An 18,534-nucleotide genomic window follows, 5' to 3' on the forward strand; every position below is an offset into this window, starting at 1 on the left:
AAATGCCGCATGATTCATTCTGGTTTAATAACATACCTTCTGAATCATGCGGCTTTGATATTCGATTTAGTATTTAATTTTTGATTTGATTGTTCACTTGCTCCATCTGGTATAAATGAGCCTCTTCTCTCCCATCTTATCCAGTTTCTCCGCTTATCCCGCCTTCTCCGTCTTACAGAGTATGTAGTGGTCAATCATCCGGTTTAAGCTTTGATTCATCTGATCCAGAGTTTTAAATAACTCCTTAAGCTCACGCTTTAATTCTTCATTTTCCTGTTCCAAAACGACCAATTTTTTAGCTTCATCCATAAACTCTCCTCCTTTTGACTGCCTGTTCTTCCATTCAGATGACCACACTGCATAACGCAGCTCTGCCAGGCGATCCTATCGTTTTTTCGTTTCATATTATTTATAAACCGATTTTAAGAAAAATAAAAGAGTCTATCGATCGCAAATTTCGACACGGGTTACTGTTCACACATTACTTTAAATTCTAAATCGACAAAGTTCGTCATTTCGGCTTTTCCGCCGAATCTGCCCGGATTTGCCGTCTATTTGAGCTATTCTGCCTGTTCTGCTTTCTCTCTTGTGAGTGTAAGCCCAATCGCCAGCATCGCCCACATAATCGGCGTCGCGATCGGGAGGTTGATATTAACAACTGCCTGTGCTCCATAGCAGAGCACCGCCAGAACAGGCGCCAGAATCCAGGCGCACTCTTTCCATTTTCTGCACATTCTCACGCAGGCGCCGCCCAGAAACGCAAGATAGGATGCAAGCGCAAGCGGTCCCATTGTAACAAGGTACTGGAAATATTCGTTGTGGGCGCTCTCATAGAAAACTCCATACCGATCCAGCGCATCCTGCCTGAAATCCCAAGTCAGAATTCCATATGTGTCTGGTCCAAAACCAAACAACTGATGCAGGAACGGCAGCTCGCGATAGGACTGCCAGCCAATTCTCCAGCAATATCCCCGGTTCGTCCCCCAATCATCATCAAAAACAAGATACTGGGACAACGCGCTGTACCGTTCCGCATGTCCTCCCAGATTTGCATCATAGAAGACAAATGCCACTGCCAGGCATCCAAGAATCAAAACTGCACACCAGCCACGCCAAATCCATCGTCCCGGTTTGCTCTCTGGATTCGTCTGTTCCATCTTCCGTTTCCAAACACAGAGAATCCCCGCCAGAATCCAGAATAAAACGACGACTCCCTCCAGATAACGATAGCGCACCAACACGCCAAACACACCGCCCAGACCGATGACCTGATCGGCATATACTTTATTGACCGTATCTACTACCTTGATCACGGTCATAAACGTAGCCGCCAGAATACCATAATCTGCGATGCCCCGCCATGTCGTAAATAAAAACAGCGGCATCACCGCAAACAGCATTCCAAGTGATAAATATGCATTATCACTCTGTCCGGTAATCAATGCAAAAAAGGCCAGCGCCGAAACCAGATAATACCAGATACGGCGTCCCACTTTTCTCTCACTTACAAAACAGCCGCAGGCAACCGCCATCGTAAGCGCCACAAACGCCGTATATGTGTTAATATTTCCCAATGTAGATACAAACAGGTTTCCCTGTTCATTGCTCACGCCCTTTTTCCATCCCAATAAATCCATCTGGAAATAATCTGTGATTCCAAACAGACAGACCAGAACGGACGATGCCAAAAACACATCCAGGTACCATTTTCTCATCCGACCATACTTGCTGATCACAATCGTGCCCAGCACATACAGCGTAATCAAGAATAATCCGCTGAATCGTCCCTCATTTCCCCAGAACGACTCATACACATAGTCCGACAGCACCGTCGATATCAGTGCCAGCGCCCAGAAAACTGCCAGCGCCTTATAGGCAAATGGCTGCTTTTTTAATTCAGTCAGTCGAAACGCGCCCAAAAAGCGCCGCACATGCGCCCCGCCAAACCGCTTTAAGTCCATGCACGCAAATACTATCGCTGCGATCAGGCATGACGCCAGCATCGCAACCGTGCTGAGCCAGTAAAACTGATATTTCGATACCAGAATATCATAATAATAATTATGGAAATATAGCGGAAATGCCCCAAACACCACACACAGATACACCGACACAATCCATGAAAAAACCTTTCGGACTTTTCCCTCCCATGCCTGCTCTGCCAAAATGGATGCAGTCGGAGCTCCCTGCTCTCTTGCAATCTCTGTCTGTTCCATCACATTCTTCTCCTTTTCTTATTCGTAAAACCAGAGAAACGGCTTGTATCAGTATAGCATTTCGTTTTGTGGATAGCAAGGAAGGAAATCTTAAATTTCCCCTATTATCTCGTTACTGTTCACGCATACGTGCCCAGTAACGGAATTTGCCGTGGCTTCGCATTTAAATACGGCAAATTCCTGCTGCCACCACGTTTTCTTACGGCACTTTCGGTTCCAAAAGTGCCTACCTGTGAACAGTAACATTATCTCTCCCTTTTTTTGCAACTTGCGATACTTTTCCATATCCGAAGTATAATGACCTGGTAATGCAGTTAGGATTTCGAGAAAAATATTTCAAAAAGTAAAAAGGAGAGTGCATTAATTATGAGAAAGCAGACTAAATTAGTTGCAGTACTTTCTGCAGCAGCTTTACTCGCTATGGGTGCTTCCATGACTTCTTTCGCAGCTGGTTGGCAGAAAGATGACGCTGGTGTTTGGCACTACTATGATAGCGACGATGAGATGGTAACAGGCGAATGGAAGAAGGACGGCGGTAAGTGGTTCTACCTTGACGAAGACGGCGATATGCTGACAGATGCTTGGGTAGATGATGACTACTATGTAGATGAGTCCGGTGCTATGCTGACAAACGCTTGGAAATACACTGTATCTGACGAAGATCAGGATGAACCGGATGAGGATGGCGAGCGTTGGTTCTACTTCAACAACAAAGGTAAAAAAGTTGTAAACGATACCAAGAAGATTAATGGTAAAACTTACTTATTCGATAGCGATGGTAAGATGGAGTTTGGCTGGCAGCAGGATAATAACACCGGCGACATGTACTACTATGGCGATGAGAATGACGGTGCTAGAACAGAGTCCCAGTGGCTGTGGCTGGAGAGATCCGGTAACTTAAGCGATGAAGACCTGGATGACGGACAGAAAAAAGGTCTGTGTGACGATACCTCTTCTGATCCGTGTGATGACGAAGGTTGGTACTGGTTCCAGTCCTCTGGTAAAATGTACAAAGATAAAACAAAGAAGAAAATCAACGGTAAGTTCTACATGTTCAATGAGCATGGTCAGATGCTGTATGAGTGGATTGACAATAAGAAAGTTTCTGTTGGTTCCAACGCGCAGCTTGATGCAAAACGTGCTGATGGCTCTGTAGCAACTGCTGGTGAGATGCTGTACTACAATGTAAATGAAGAAGGCTGGAGAGCTGATGGCTGGTATCAGATCGATGGTTCCGAGGCTATGAAGACAGACAGCGATACAGACTGGTACTACATCGATGATGGCGAAATGTATCATGCAACAGATGCTGATGATGCAGGTACGACTGATGGCGGTAGTGAAGTTTATGTAATGAGAAAGAAAGTTAAAGTAAGTGGTAACAAGTATTTCGCATTCAATAAAAAAGGTCAGATGCAGGATGGTCTTCAGTACATCGTTAAAGATCATGGCTTCTTCTACTTCGATGAGAATGGCTACCAGAAGACTGGTAAAGTTTCCAGCGTAGAGTGCGAAGATGATGATTACACCTTCTACTTCACAACCAAGAACGGTAAGAACGGTATCGGTTATACCGGTGAAAAAGATGGTACTCTGTACTTCAACGGTAAGAGACTGGAAGCAGATGATGATTATAAGTTCTATGTAGTAGATGGAAGTATCTACCTTGTAAATACAAAGGGTAAGATTCAGAAAGCTACCAACAGCAAGAAATATGATGATATCGAAAACGGCGCATACGTTGGAAAAGATGTACATGTAACAACTAACAAGAAAGGTATCGTATCTTCTGTTCAGGTTGGCAATGCAGCAGCAACTAGAAGCGAAGATTTATTAACAGATCTTGCAACAGACATCAATGCAACTGGTTTCGATGCTAAGTCTTATGAAAACGCAAATGATAATAAAGTAGCAGTTCCGTTCATCGATCTGTACGATAGCAATGATGTTTATACCTATACAGGTAGTGATTATGCTGAGGGATGGAGATAATTAAGTATTACTTTAAGTGATTCTTAATTTCAACCGATTAGAATTTCTTAATCTCTCTAAATTAAAGGAGAGCTGTCGCATTCATATGTGGCAGCTCTTTTTCTGACTAAATATGGTAACATTGTTTCTATGCAAAAAGGACTCCGGCATCCCAGATTTCTCTGAGATGTCGGAGTCCTCTTTATATCAAGCTATCAGCTCAATTCTTCAAGTTCAGCTCAATTACGGCTCCCAAACGAAACCATCAGTTGTGCTCTGACCATCTACATCAAAACCACCAGTTCTGATTACATCAGTCGGAAGTGTTGTTGCATTTGTATTCTTCTCATCATCAACAAAGTACTTGTTAACAGTACCGCTCTTGGTTACAGTTACATAACCTTCGCCGCCATCCAGTTCGTACTTCTTAGAAGTAGATTTCTGGATCTTACCAGTCTTGTTAACTACATACAGAAGATTGTTGTATTTGTATACAGCGTAGTCATCATCAGCCTCAAGTCTCTGACCATCTGCGTACAGATAACCATCTTTGATTCCGTCATAGCCCTTACCAGTATCGTTGTTCTTTGTGCTGAAGTAGAATGTGAATGTATCATCATTGTCATCATCAGCAGTTGTCTTACCGGTCTTCATATAGCCATTGTCATCGAAATAGTAGGTATGGTTTGCAATTCTCTGCAGACCTGTCTGCATCTTACCATCCTGATCGAAGCAGAAGTACTTACCATTGATTTTGATTTTCTTTCTGTACTGGGTTGCACCTGTAGAGTCAGTCTGAGCATCCTCAGCGCCTGCCTTCTTAGCTTCGCCCTTCTTGAAGAAGTACCAGTCGGTATCGTTGTCGTTGCCAAGATCCTCAGCACCGTCGATCTCGTACCAGCCTGCTGATCTGGAGCCATCTTCAACTTCGTTAGCGTAGATCATATCGCTTGCGGAAGCGCCTGCTCTGTTACCATCCAGAATAAATTCTGTGGAGGAACCAGTAGCTGTGTACTCCTTAGTATTGATCCACTCGTACAGCATCTGACCATGCTCGTTGAAGTAGTAGTATTTACCATTGATTTTCTTTTTCTTGCTGTTGTCTCTGTATGCTTTACCGTCGTTCTGGAAGTAGTACCAGCCTTCGCTATCACACAGGGAGCAATCATCATCATGAGACGGCATGGAATCGTTATCCTCGTCATCCTCATTCGGCTCTTCTAACCACAGCCACTTAGCATCTGTTCTCCAGCCTTCATCCTCAGTTCCCAGATAGTACCAGTCACCGTTATCTTCGAACCAACCGTATCTCATCTCACCGTCGGTGTTGAAGTAGTAGGTTTTACCGTTGATCTTCTTCTTATCATCGGTTACTTTCTTACCTTTATTGTTGAAGTAGTACCAGTTCTCGCCATCATCATCCGGATCGCTGCTGTCATCATCATCAGCTACTTTGACCCACTGGTTAACCAGCATAGCACCATCTTCGCCTACATAGTAGTCATCGTCTACCCAAGCGTCTGTTTCCATATCGCCATCTTCGTTGAGGTAGAACCACTTACCACCATCTTTTTTCCACTCGTCAGTTACCTGATTGTCATCGCTATCATAGTAGTGCCAAACACCAGCGTCATCTTTCTGCCAACCAGCTGCGAAAGAAGTCATGGAAGCACCCATAGCGAGTAAAGCTGCTGCAGAAAGTACTGCAACTAATTTAGTCTGCTTTCTCATAATTAATGCACTCTCCTTTTTACTTTTTGAAATATTTTTCTCGAAATCCTAACTGCATTACTAGGTCATTATACTTCGGATATGGAAAATTATCAATAGTTTTTTTACAGAATTTCCAACTTTTTATTTTGAAGTGGAATATTGTCTGTATTTCCTATGTTTCTCTTCCCTGTGAAGTACTGCCTTTCTCCGATACATCCACATTATAATACACGTTTTTCCAAAATACCATAACATTTATCTGTGCATTTTCTTACGGATTTTTTACGAAAATTCTTTATAGTTTCGTAATTGTATTTATATTTGTACAATCCTGTTTTAACCGCTAAAATGCCTGTATTTCCAGTATTTTTTACGTTTCTTATTTCCCACAGACCACCTTATCAAGCCTTTCGTCACTGTTCACGCATACGTGCCCAGTAACAGTCTTTATTCTCCCCCCGCAGCATTGCTTTTTCCGTTTACTTTCTCTGTGTTTATGCTATAATGTTCATATATCACTTTTAATTTTATTTTTTGAACACACAACAGCTAGAACCTATTTTCACTCTTATCCATCTATAATGATGACGAAATACGTGAATATATAAGAGAAAAATAAAAGAATTTAGTAATTCAGGAGGTTTTATATGGATCGCTATGGACTGATCTGCCGGAGTTTCTATGAGAATCCGGATGTGACCCAGCGGGAGCTTGCTTCGATTTTGAATCTTTCTCTGGGGACTGTGAATAAATTGCTTGGGGACTGCCTGGAGGAGGCATTTCTCATGACGGATGAGGATACGGGGAAATATCTGCTGACCGAACAGGGGCTTAAATATCTGGAACAATTTAAAGTGGATGGCGCCGTCATTACCGCCGCCGGGTTTGGTTCCCGGTTTGTGCCGCTGACGTTTGAGACACCGAAGGGGCTTCTGGAAGTGTTTGGCGAGCGGATGATTGAGCGCCAGATCAAGCAGCTCCATGAAGTGGGGATCACGGATATCACAATTATCGTCGGTTATTTAAAGGAAAAGTTTGAATATCTGATCGACAAATATCAGGTCAAACTCCTCTATAACCCGGAGTATGCCACCAAAAATAATCTGGCTACGATCTACCATGCCCGCGAGCTGTTCCGCGGTCGCAATATGTATCTGCTTGTCTCGGACAACTGGATTCGAAATAATATGTACCATAAGTATGAGTGCGGCGCGTGGTACTCTTCCGTTTACATGGAAGGTGAAACGTCTGAGTGGTGTCTTTCTTCTAATAAAAAGGGGCGCATCACATCGGTGCAGGTCGGTGGGCATGATTCCTGGGTCATGTATGGACCTGCGTTCCTCTCGCGTGATTTTTCCAACCAGCTGATTCCGCTCATTGAGGAAGCCTATCATCAGCCTGGCACAGAACAATGGTACTGGGAACAGGTTGTCGTCGATCATATCAAAGAACTGGATTTTTCGATGAACTGCCAGCCGACGGATCAGGTCTATGAGTTTGAAAACCTGGAAGAACTGCGCCTGTTTGATCCGAAATATCAGAATCATTCGGACAATGCCGCCATGCAGCTGGTCGCACACGTTTTCAATGTAAAAGAGGAAGCGATACACAACATCCGCTGCCTCAAATCTGGTATGACAAACCAGTCGTTCCTGTTTGAACTGGATGGAAAACATTATATCTGCCGCATTCCGGGTCCGGGAACAGAATTTCTGATTAACCGGAAAGAGGAGGAGGCTGTTTACAAGGCGGTCACACCGCTTGGCATTACCGAACATATTTTGTATTTTGACGGAAAAACCGGCTACAAGATCGCCCAGTATTATGAGGGCGCTCGGAATGCGGATGCAAAGAATCCGCAGGAGATGGCCGCCTGCATGGAGATGCTGCGGAAGCTGCATCATTCCGGCGTGACGGTTCCGCACACGTTCCGCATTCGGGAACGGATTGATTTTTATGAAAGGATCTGCCGCGGACATGAGGAAATGCTGTTCGAGGACTACCCGGCGGTCCGCGCCCGGATGAATGAACTGATGGATCGGCTGGATACACTGAAACGTCCTTGCTGCCTCTCCCATATTGATTCGGTTGCAGACAATTTCCTGTTTCTGCCGGACGGCTCCCTGCGTCTGATCGACTGGGAGTATGCAGGCATGTGCGATCCGCTCATTGATATTGCGATGTGCAGTATTTATTCATATTATTCACAGGAAGAGCTTGACCACCTTCTGGAAGAATACCTCCAGCACGCCCCATCAGACGAGGAACGCTTTGTCACGTATGCCTATGCGGCGCTCGGCGGTTTCCTGTGGGCGCTCTGGGCGGTCTTCAAGAGTATGGAAGGGCGCGAATTTGGCGATTACACGATCGTGATGTACCGGTATGCGAAAAATTATTATCGAAAAATTGTTTCCGAGGACTTGTTAAAATTGTAATATTTCCGTTAGGTATTTTACATTTTTCTATGTTATACTTATAAAGTAATTTGATATGATACCAGGGTCAAAAGGTCAGAAGTTCGACGCAAGCTTGCTTGCAGGAGAATTTTTGACCTTGGGACCCGCCAAAAACATGAGTAAGTAGCCATTTTTCAAAGAAAAATGAGCGAATTACGAATGTTTTTGAAGATTGCGGGAGCATATAGTGCGGAGCAATCTGGTATCAGAGGGGTCAAAATGCCTTTTGACCCCAACATCTTTGATATTAATTTCTACTGTAATCATAAATAACGATAAATCACATTGCAAGGGGGATACGCGATGCGGAAAAGATATGCAAAGCTGCTTGGGCTTGCCTGCCTGATCGGTGCCATGGGGCTGCTTCCTTCTTCCCAGAGCCGTGCGGCCGGATGGCTGAAGGACGGAAACTACTGGTACTACATGACCGACGACGGTCAGAAGCATACCGGATGGGTACATATCGGAGAGAAATATTATTATATGGATGAATCGACCGGCAAGATGGTGACTGGATGGCGTCAGGATTCATCCACTTCCGCCTGGTATTATTTCAACCAGAGCGGCGAGATGATGACTAAATGGCAGAAAATCAACAACTACTGGTACTATTTTAACCAGTACGGTGTGATGCAGAAGGGCTGGCTCCAGCTTGATACGGTCTGGTATTATCTGGGCAATGATGGACGGATGTTTACCAACTGGCAGAAGATGGATAACGGCACCTGGTACTATTTCGGCACGGACGGGGCGATGCGGACTGGCTGGCAGAAGGTAAACAGCACCTGGTATTATCTCGACGAAAATGGAAAAATGCTGACCGGTTGGCAGCTTATTAAAAATGAATACTACTATCTCCATGATGGCAAGATGCTGACTGGCTGGCTCAATGACAGCAACGGAAACACCTACTACATGGACAAGACAGACGGCAATATGAGCCGCGGCTGGAAGCAGATCGACGGCACCTGGTACTATTTCAATGAGTACGGACACCGTCAGAAAGGCTGGATTAAGGTATCCGGCACCTACTATTATCTGGATGAGAACGGTAAGATGGCTTCGAACACAACCCGGACGATTGATTCGGTGAAATACACCTTTGCCAAGAGCGGTGCGTGCCAGAATCCACCGTCCAGTCTCTCCGGCATGAGCGACAGCTATTTTGACCCAAGTGCTTCACAGGGAACAGGGACTTCGTCTGGCATTTCTTCTTCAAGCAGCACTTCGGGGCCAAGCGGAACGGCTTCGAACAATTCCAATTCAGGGGCCTCCAGTTCAGGTAACACCAACAATTCGAATAGTTCCGATCCTTCGACCAGTTTTACTGCACCGGGAAGTTCCAACAGCTCCAGCTCGTCAAATGGTTCTTCGTCGGGCACAACCGTTCCGATTCCTGGAAGCGGCTACAGCAGCTCCACTTCCACGCCGGGCGGGACTTCCAGTTCGTCAGGCTCTTCGAAAAACCAGACAAGCAGCAGTTCCACCAGCGATACCAGCAATGTACCAAGCCGCATCTACAGCAACGGCACGACTTACACCGCACCGACGACATCGAACTCCAGCTCGTCAGGCTCTTCGTCAAATTCGTCCGATAAACGGATTAACGGATTTACCTCCAATCAGGGCGATACGATTCAGGAGGGACAGACGCAGGGTCCTGGACGGAAATAAACCGTATTTGCAAAATATATAATTGAAATAAAAAAGATTTTGACCAACGATTCATAGCTTATATCGATGGTCAAAATCTTTTTAATTAAAATCATACCTTCTAAAAGCTGCCTACACCTCAAACACCAAATCCCCATAACTCGGAAATGGCCATAATTCTTTATCTACCAGCATTTCCAATTCGTCTGCCGGTTTACGGAGAGCTACCATCGCCGGGCACACCTCATGCAGATAGGCGAATGCTTTTTCTTTGTTATCCTTGATCGCAGATGCCTTTGCCAGGATATCTTTGAGTGCCGCCAATGCCACCTTCATCTCTGAAAGTTTATCAGAGGTCTCTAAAAGCAGTTCTTTCTGGACACTGACATCGGCCTCCTCACAGGCAGTCCGGACGGCTGTCAGGGAGGAAGCAAGCTGAGTCGTATATTTGACAACCGCCGGGATGATCTGCTTGCCTGCCATGTCGATCATCGTCTTCGCCTCGATGTTAACAGTCTTGGAATATGCCTCATACTCGATCTCGGCACGGGATTCCAGCTCGGTCCGGGTGTACACGCCAAATTCTTCAAAGAGCTTGATCGCTTTCTCGGTCCGGATTGCCTCGACAGAATCGATACCCGCTTTCAGGTTCGGGAGTCCACGGCGCTCTGCCTCTTTAACCCATTCCTCAGAATAACCATTTCCGCTGAAAATGATACGGCGGTGCTCTGCAAACAGACGCTTGATGATATCATGGACTGCGCTGTCAAAATCATCGCTGTTTTCCAATTCGTCCGCAGCCTCTTTAAACGCCTCTGCCACGATCGTGTTGAGCACGACGTTCGGGGATGAAACAGAATCCGAAGAACCAACCATACGGAACTCGAATTTGTTACCGGTAAACGCAAACGGTGAAGTACGGTTGCGGTCGGTTGCATCCTTGACGAAATCCGGAAGTGTCGCTACTCCCGTCTGAAGTACCTCGCCTTTCTTAGAATGTGCGGCTTCGCCCGTGCTGCACAGCTGATCGATAACATCCTCCAGCTGCTCGCCCAGGAAAATAGAGATGATCGCTGGCGGCGCCTCTGCCGCACCCAGACGATGATCGTTGCCCGGAATCGCGGTGGACTCGCGCAGCAGATCCGCGTGTCTGTCAACTGCTTTCATGATGCACGCCAGAACCAGAAGAAACTGTACATTTTCGTGCGGCGTCTCGCCCGGATTCATCATGTTGATGCCGTCGTCGCTCGTCAGGGACCAGTTGTTGTGCTTACCGGAACCATTGATTCCGTCAAATGGTTTCTCATGCAGCAGACAGGTCAGACCGTGATGTCCTGCGACACGCTTCATCGCCTCCATGACCATCTGGTTGTGATCGACTGCCAGATTGACCTGACAATAGGTTGGCGCTAATTCATGCTGTGCTGGTGCAACTTCGTTGTGCTGTGTCTTTGCACTGACCCCCAGACGCCACAATGTCTCATTTAACTCTTTCATGAACGCACCGACTCTCGGACGGATGCTTCCAAAATAGTGATCATCCATCTCCTGTCCTTTCGGCGGCATCGCGCCAAACAGGGTACGACCGGTGTAGATCAGGTCTTTTCTCTGTAAATATTTGTTCTTATCAACCAGAAAATACTCCTGCTCCGGTCCCACATACGGAATCACACGGTGGGAAGTCGTATTTCCAAACAGGCGGAGAATCCGGAGTGCCTGCTCGTTGATTGCCTGCATGGAACGCAGCAGCGGTGTCTTCTTATCCAGTGCTTCGCCGCGGTACGAACAGAATGCAGTCGGTATGTAGAGTGTCACGCCCAGCGTATCTTCCCGCAGAAATGCCGGGGAAGTACAATCCCAGGTTGTATAGCCGCGTGCCTCAAAGGTGGAACGAAGTCCGCCCGACGGAAACGAGGATGCATCCGGCTCGCCCTTAATCAGCTCTTTACCGGAAAACTCCATGATAACGCGTCCGTTGGAATCCGGTACGGAGATAAACGCATCATGTTTTTCTGCCGTAATGCCGGTCAGCGGCTGGAACCAATGGGAATAATGCGTCGCACCGCGCTCGATCGCCCAGTCTTTCATCGCGTGTGCGACAACATCTGCGATGGACGGATCCAGCTCAGCTCCGTCTTCAATGGTTTTCTTCAGTTTTTTGTAAACACTTTTCGGAAGGCGTTCCTGCATCGCCTTGTCATTAAACACATTTTTTCCGAAAATTTCCGGTACATTGATAATCTCGCTCATTCAATCCCTCACATTAATATGAAAACAGACCGGACCGCCGGTATGTATATCCGCGTTGCGAAATGTACATCCCTGCAGTCCGGTCATGAACCTTACTTATTCATCAGGCTTTTCCGATAGAACCGAACAGTTCCATCTTTGTCTTAACCGTCTCTTTGATCGCCTCAAAACCAGGTGCAAGAAGTTTACGCGGGTCAAATCCTTTGCCCTGCTGATCCTTACCAGCCTCGATATACTGGCGGGTTGCCTCTGCAAATGCCAGCTGGCACTCAGTATTTACATTAATCTTCGCTACACCTAAAGAAATGGCTTTCTTGATCATATCTTCCGGAATACCGGTACCACCGTGAAGAACCAGCGGCATATCGCCTACTTTTTCTTTTACGGCTGCCAGCGTCTCAAAGCTTAAACCTGGCCAGTTTGCCGGATATTTGCCGTGGATATTGCCGATACCTGCTGCCAGCATATCAACTCCGAGGTCTGCAATCGCTTTGCACTCGTTCGGATCTGCACATTCGCCCATACCGATCACGCCGTCTTCCTCGCCGCCGATGGAACCAACCTCAGCCTCCAGGGAAATACCTTTCTCCGCGCAGACTTTGACTAATTCTTTGGTTTTCTCTACGTTCTCGGCGATCGGATAATGGGAGCCGTCAAACATGATGGAAGAAAATCCAGCATCGATGCATTTGTAGCAGCCCTCGTAGGTGCCGTGATCCAGATGCAGCGCAACCGGAACCGTGATGTTCAGCTCTTCGATCATCGCTTTTACCATCGCAGATACTGTCTTAAAGCCAGTCATATACTTGCCTGCGCCCTCAGAAACACCTAAGATAACCGGTGAGTTCTGCTCCTGTGCCGTCAGTAAAATCGCTTTGGTCCATTCAAGATTGTTGATGTTGAACTGACCAACCGCATATTTGCCATCTCTTGCCTTCTGAAGCATTTCCTTCGCACTAACTAACATATACAAACCTCCTCGTTGTCTCTTTTTGATCTAACCAGAGTCTATTATATACCATAATTCAGTATTTGCCTAGCCTGTCAAAAAAATAACAGGCAATTATTTTAATATTTTGTAACTTTTACTGTAAAATCTCCGAAACGGTCTTCTCCATCTCCTCCGGCTTGCACTGGCGGTTGTGACGGATCTCTGCCTTGCGGATCTCCTCGATCGCCTGCGGGATCTTCACGCCGGATGCTTTCTCCATCTCGTCGATAAGCTCGAACTCGCCCTTGCCTTCTTCGCTGCCGAAGATTGCCTTCATGACGCTGCGGGAGAATTTATATGGGCTTGCCGTCGATGCGATAACTGTCTTCTTGGTATCGCCTGTCTCCTTCACATAGTTATGGTATACGCAGGATGCAACGCCGGTATGCGTATCGATCATATAACCGGTCTCATCATAGAGACGCTTGATCTCGGCTGCATTTGCCGCCTGATCAGCATAACCGCCGACAAAATCTGCCATGCGCGCACGCATCTCGTCGGTAACCGAATATTTGCCATCTTTCGAAAGCTCTTCCATGCGTTTCTTGGTCTCCTCCGCATCGCAGCCGGTGGAGAGATAAATCAGACGTTCCAGGTTGCTGGAAATCAGAATATCCATCGACGGGGAAGAGGTCAGGATGAATGGACGGTTCTTGTCATATACGCCTGTCTTAAAGAAGTCGTACAGAACTTTATTGTCATTGGACGCGCAGATCAGCTTGTCGATCGGCACACCCATCTGTTTTGCAAAATAAGCAGCTAAGATATTGCCGAAGTTTCCGGTCGGAACGGTTACATTGATCTTCTCACCGTTCTCGATCTCGCCGTTTTCAAGCAGCTTTGCATACGCATATACATAGTACACAACCTGTGGTACGAGACGACCGATGTTGATGGAGTTTGCGGAAGAGAGCTGATAGCCTCTGCCTGCTAATTCTTTGGCAAATTCTTTGTCACCAAAGATTTTCTTGACACCGCTCTGTGCATCATCAAAGTTTCCGGAAATACCGACAACGCTTGTGTTCGCGCCCTTCTGGGTCAGCATCTGCAGCTCCTGCACACGGCTGACGCCGTCCTTCGGGTAAAATACGATAATTCTGGTTCCCTCAACGTCTGCAAAACCAGCCATCGCTGCTTTTCCGGTATCGCCGGAGGTTGCGGTCAGGATCACGATCGTATTCTCCGCATGGTTCTTCTTCGCCGATACGGTCATCAGATGCGGCAGGATCGAGAGCGCCATATCCTTGAAGGCAATCGTGCTTCCGTGGAACAGCTCCAGATAATATGCTCCGTCTGCTTTGACAAGCGGCGCAATCTCTTCCGTATCAAACTTACTGTCGTAAGCGCGCTCGATACAGGTTTTCAGCTCTTCCTCTGTGAAATCAGTCAGAAACTGCTTCATAACTGCATAAGCTACTTCCTGATATGTTTTATGGGATAATTCTTCCAGGCTGCAATCTAACACCGGGATATGATCCGGCATGAACAGGCCGCCGTCTGCTGCCAGTCCCTTTAAGATCGCCATCGAAGCCGTTACGTTGTTTTCACCGCCACGGGTACTGCTGTAATTGATTGCCATGATTTTCATCCTCTCTTTTTATCTTTCCCCATCGTCCCCATCTTTGCAAAGGATGCCGGAGTCAAACTTTCTGCCATGTAAGTGTTCTGTGTGGTTTTGCAATTCTCCCGCAAAGTTACGGGACCCCCTGCTCACTTTAGTTAAAAATTCTATCATACTTTATGGCACAGCGCAAGAAAAATTCCCCTTAATACGTGATCTTCCAGCGCCCAAACAATCCCTTCTTAAAATGAGAAAACCGCCGTGAAGCACTCTCATTTCCCATCTCGATCGCCTTCTGGTAGCACTGTGCCGCCCGCTCGAGATCTTCCGGGGATTCATTTTTCCGTTCGTAGATAAATCCAAGCTCATAGAGTGCATATCCGTCACATTCCGTCTGTGCCGCCCGCTCAAAAAGCTCCTTCGCCTTATTTTCATCGGCGGTGCAGCCTTCTCCCTTCATATAGAGATAGCCTAACTTGGATGCAGACTGCAGACTTCCGGCTTCCTCGCACCGGTTCAGCCACTCAAATGCTTTTGCATAATCGCGGTCTACTCCCTCTTCGCCCTGGAAATACAGGCATCCAAGAATCTCCATGCACTCTGGATTTCCCTGCGAAGCGCCTTTTTCGTACCAGGAAACCGCCTGCTTCATATCAATCTCGCCGTTCAGACCATCCCGATAGATATTTCCAAGCGCCAGGCTTGCCTGTCCGTCGGTCTCGATCCCAGCTGCCTCCCGCAGAAGTTTTTCTGCCCGGACAGTGTCCTGCTCATCGGACGGGCGCAGATACAGGCGGGCTAACGGAAGCGCCGCCTCTTTGATGCCTGCCGCATATGCTTTTCCATACCAGTAAAACGCTTTTTCATCATCGCGCTCCACCAGTTCATCCTGATAGAACAGATTTCCAAGTTCTTCAAAGCTCTCCGCCTCGTTCCGCGCCGCGGCTCCTTCCAGCGCCTGAACGGCCGCCTGAATATCGCGCTCTGTGCCCTGTCCGTTTAAGTACATCTGCCCCAGATACAGCATGGCGCGGGAAGACCCCTGCTTTGCCGCCGCATAGTCATATTGGAATGCAGCTTCCCAGTCTTCTTCCTGGCGGTAATGTTCCCCCATCTGGAAGAGTCCCCAGACCTCCCCGCTGGCGGCGCACTGGTTCGCCCAGCGAAGTGCCTCTTTTTCATCTTTTTCCCGGTATGTACCATTCTGGCAGCATTTTCCCATCTTAACCATCGCCGGGATAATGCCGCCGTCCGCCGCCCGTTCGTACCAGAAGAGGCACTGCTCACGGGCGCTCTCAGTCTTCGGCATATAATCGACCAGATCTTCCCACTCAACTGCCTCGCCCATCTGCCACGCGGCATAGACATCGCCCATCTCAGCGGCATCCCGCACCTGACGGTAACTTTCCTCGATGGAATAACGTGCCGACTGCTTCATCTGTTCGTCATACTGACCGGCGCGCAGCGCTCCTAACACTGCCCGGGCACTTCCCGCCGAAGCCCCCCGCAGGTAACATTCATACGCTTTTTTCTCATTGAACCCGACAGCCCCGTCCCCCCAGCTGTAACAGTGTCCTAAAAAGAACCATGCTTCTGCATCGCCCGCATATGCCGCCTCTTCCAGCCAGGTAACTCCCTGGGCGTACATCGCATCGTTACACTGTTTCCAGATCTGGTCTGCACCTTTCTCACATAAGCCTGTCATCAGGATTGTCATATATCATTCATCCGCCTTCCACACGAAATTGTATCAATTAAAACTTTCTGCCTCCACCGCCGTGCATCCTTCCGCTGCTGCCCTGATGTATGGTCGTCCTTCCAGCCGAACCGCCCGAAGCGCCCGGACCCGGATTTTTCGGAATCCGTCTGGTCACTACCGATCGGTTTACAAACTGCTCCTCATTTTGGACAAAATGCAGCGCACTGTCCGCCCGGTATGCCATATGGAAACCCAGCGACTGGCGGTGTTCTTTCTGCATCTTATACTGGCGCATCACCGAAAAGCACGGGAGTGCCGCCACGATCGCTGCCGCAACCGCCGCAAACAGCACCTCATACCATTCCAGGGAATGTTTTTTCTCCTCGCGCACCTGCGTATACTGTCCCGCCGGAACGCCCATCTCCAGATAATTTTCGATGCTGTCGATCGCCCCCAGCGCGCCTTCCGCATAGTTTCCATCCGCCACGCTGTCATATGCCGCATCCAGCACCTTCTCTACCCGCGCATCCGTCAGCACCTTCATCGCATACCCGGTGGTAGAAACGTATATCTCCCGGTTGTCCATATCGATCGAAAGCAGAATACCACTCGCATCGTCCCCGACGCCCAGTCCGTGGCTGTCGTAAAAATCATCGGCATAGCTTTCCGCCGATTCTCCCTGTGCGTCCTCGACTGTCAGTACCGCCAGATCGGCATCCTGTGAATCACGCACCTCATCGATCCGTGTCTCCAGCTCCTGCACTTCTTCCGCGCTGAACAGTCCCGCCTCGTCGAAGACGCGCGTGCCTTCCGCCGCCCATATAGGGCTGACCTGTGAAAATGAAATAAATGCTGCAACGGAGAAGCATATAAAACCTTTCAGCCGTCCATATTTCTTCTTTTTCTGTGTGACTCCCGCATTTTGATTCTCTATCATATCAGGTATCCTCCCAGCAGCAAAAGTACAAACACAGGAATGAAAATCGTCAAAAACAGGCGCACCAGTTTTTTCGAATCAACCGGCAGGACGCCGCAGACCTTTCCATTTTCCCCATTCATGGCAAAATAGTACATCTGCCCGTTCTTCGAATCCGGGTAGGTCATCATCCACACTGGAAGCATAGCATAGTTCCATTTTTCCCCCGTGATGGTCTCCCGGTGGTTCCGGATATCCACATGATCGTAGCCGGAGACGCTATTTTGCAGAGATTCTCTCGTATACTGCTTGATCTCCTGCTCAATCTCCTGTGCGAATTCTTCCTTTTCCCGGTCGCGCCGCTCCGCCCTAAATCCCAGAAAATAGCCTGCCTGAAACGGGCGCAGCTTCTTCATATCAAACGGAAGCACGGTCTCGGCAAGGCTGCGGTCCGCCTGCTTTAACGCGTTGCGCGCCACATCCTTGATGGGAAGCTCCGCCTTTTTCTCCAGATGGTAACGGCTCGTCTCGATATACTCGATCTCCCCCGACACCGTCACGCGTTTCCGCAGCGCCTCCGCCTGCATCTCACCGGATACCTGGCAGCTATACATCCAATATGGATAATAAATTCCCTCCAGATACTCCATCTGACGCGGCGAGTAGAAATCATCCGGCACATACTTTTTCTTCTGAATCCAGTTTTTAAAGATTTCTTTTGCCTTTTTCTTGTCGATCTCAAACGGAATCAGACCGTCCGGGCGGTATTTACCGTCCAGACTTCCCGAAAGAACCACCGGATTGTGGCAGTAACAGCAGTACGTGGACGCCGTCGTCTCCTGTGCCACAATCTCCGCGCCGCAGCTCGGGCAGGTATAGAGAACCATCTTAGACTCCGCCTGCTTCTGGCTCTCTATCTTTTCCGCTTCCGGCATTCCCCCCGGCTTCGAAGCCTCCTCTGACTTTCTGGCTGCCTCTTCCATCTCTTTCAACGTCTCTTCCGTAAACGCTGAGAGGCAGTATTCACATTTAAATTTCTGCGTCTTCGGATCAAACACCAGCCCGCCGCCGCAGTTTGGACACTTATATGATTGTATCTCCATACGCC

The 18,534-nt window shown here is 47.8% G+C and carries 12 protein-coding genes; 3 read left to right on the plus strand and 9 right to left on the minus strand.

Annotated features, from left to right (window positions below):
• Nucleotides 1-153: 153 nt before the first annotated feature.
• Nucleotides 154-309 carry a hypothetical protein gene (locus tag DWV73_RS12745; RefSeq protein WP_181357241.1) on the minus strand — a complete coding sequence of 52 codons (156 nt, stop codon included), beginning with the start codon at nucleotides 307-309 and terminating at the stop codon, nucleotides 154-156.
• 251 nt (nucleotides 310-560) lie between these two features.
• The gene (locus tag DWV73_RS05220; RefSeq protein ID WP_117796039.1) at nucleotides 561-2,216 is read right to left on the minus strand and encodes an O-antigen ligase family protein; all 1,656 of its coding nucleotides are present in this window, start codon (nucleotides 2,214-2,216) and stop codon (nucleotides 561-563) included.
• Nucleotides 2,217-2,582: 366 nt separating this feature from the next.
• Here DWV73_RS05220 and DWV73_RS05225 point away from each other — a divergent pair, with 366 nt between their 5' ends.
• Nucleotides 2,583-4,208, plus strand: coding sequence for a glucan-binding protein (locus DWV73_RS05225; protein ID WP_117796040.1), 1,626 nt, complete (start codon nucleotides 2,583-2,585; stop codon nucleotides 4,206-4,208).
• Nucleotides 4,209-4,430: 222 nt separating this feature from the next.
• Here DWV73_RS05225 and DWV73_RS05230 read toward each other — a convergent pair whose 3' ends face one another.
• Nucleotides 4,431-5,918, minus strand: a complete 1,488-nt coding sequence (locus DWV73_RS05230) for a glucan-binding protein (protein WP_117796041.1) — start codon at nucleotides 5,916-5,918, stop codon at nucleotides 4,431-4,433.
• Between the two features lie 629 nt (nucleotides 5,919-6,547).
• On the opposite strand from DWV73_RS05230, the gene DWV73_RS05235 reads away from it, so the two are divergent.
• Nucleotides 6,548-8,335 (plus strand): phosphotransferase, encoded by a 1,788-nt coding sequence (locus DWV73_RS05235; protein WP_117796042.1) that lies wholly within the window; start codon nucleotides 6,548-6,550, stop codon nucleotides 8,333-8,335.
• Between the two features lie 324 nt (nucleotides 8,336-8,659).
• Nucleotides 8,660-10,030, plus strand: a complete 1,371-nt coding sequence (locus DWV73_RS05240) for an N-acetylmuramoyl-L-alanine amidase family protein (protein WP_117796043.1) — start codon at nucleotides 8,660-8,662, stop codon at nucleotides 10,028-10,030.
• Between the two features lie 111 nt (nucleotides 10,031-10,141).
• Here the strand turns inward: DWV73_RS05240 and DWV73_RS05245 are convergent, their stop codons facing one another.
• The 6 genes from DWV73_RS05245 to DWV73_RS05270 all read right to left on the minus strand — a co-directional run bounded on the left by DWV73_RS05245 (nucleotide 10,142) and on the right by DWV73_RS05270 (nucleotide 18,529).
• A complete protein-coding gene (locus DWV73_RS05245) occupies nucleotides 10,142-12,259 on the minus strand; it encodes a glutamine synthetase III (protein ID WP_117796044.1) in 2,118 nt (705 codons plus the stop codon).
• 103 nt (nucleotides 12,260-12,362) lie between these two features.
• Nucleotides 12,363-13,226: a class II fructose-1,6-bisphosphate aldolase gene (fba, locus tag DWV73_RS05250; protein WP_022360285.1), complete on the minus strand. Its 864-nt coding sequence runs from the start codon at nucleotides 13,224-13,226 to the stop codon at nucleotides 12,363-12,365.
• A 118-nt stretch (nucleotides 13,227-13,344) separates the two neighbouring features.
• Nucleotides 13,345-14,829: a threonine synthase gene (gene thrC / locus DWV73_RS05255; RefSeq protein WP_117796137.1), complete on the minus strand. Its 1,485-nt coding sequence runs from the start codon at nucleotides 14,827-14,829 to the stop codon at nucleotides 13,345-13,347.
• 187 nt (nucleotides 14,830-15,016) lie between these two features.
• Nucleotides 15,017-16,528, minus strand: coding sequence for an SEL1-like repeat protein (locus DWV73_RS05260; protein ID WP_242995746.1), 1,512 nt, complete (start codon nucleotides 16,526-16,528; stop codon nucleotides 15,017-15,019).
• 37 nt (nucleotides 16,529-16,565) lie between these two features.
• Entirely contained in the window at nucleotides 16,566-17,447 is an 882-nt protein-coding gene (locus tag DWV73_RS05265) for a TPM domain-containing protein (protein WP_117796045.1), read from the minus strand.
• The gene (locus tag DWV73_RS05270) at nucleotides 17,444-18,529 is read right to left on the minus strand and encodes a TFIIB-type zinc ribbon-containing protein (RefSeq protein ID WP_117796139.1); all 1,086 of its coding nucleotides are present in this window, start codon (nucleotides 18,527-18,529) and stop codon (nucleotides 17,444-17,446) included. Before DWV73_RS05270 ends, DWV73_RS05265 begins: the two co-directional genes overlap by 4 nt.
• Nucleotides 18,530-18,534 lie beyond the last annotated feature (5 nt).

The sequence above is a fragment of the Clostridium sp. AF12-41 genome, assembly GCF_003461685.1.
In the GTDB taxonomy this organism is placed as follows: domain Bacteria; phylum Bacillota; class Clostridia; order Lachnospirales; family Lachnospiraceae; genus Otoolea; species Otoolea fessa.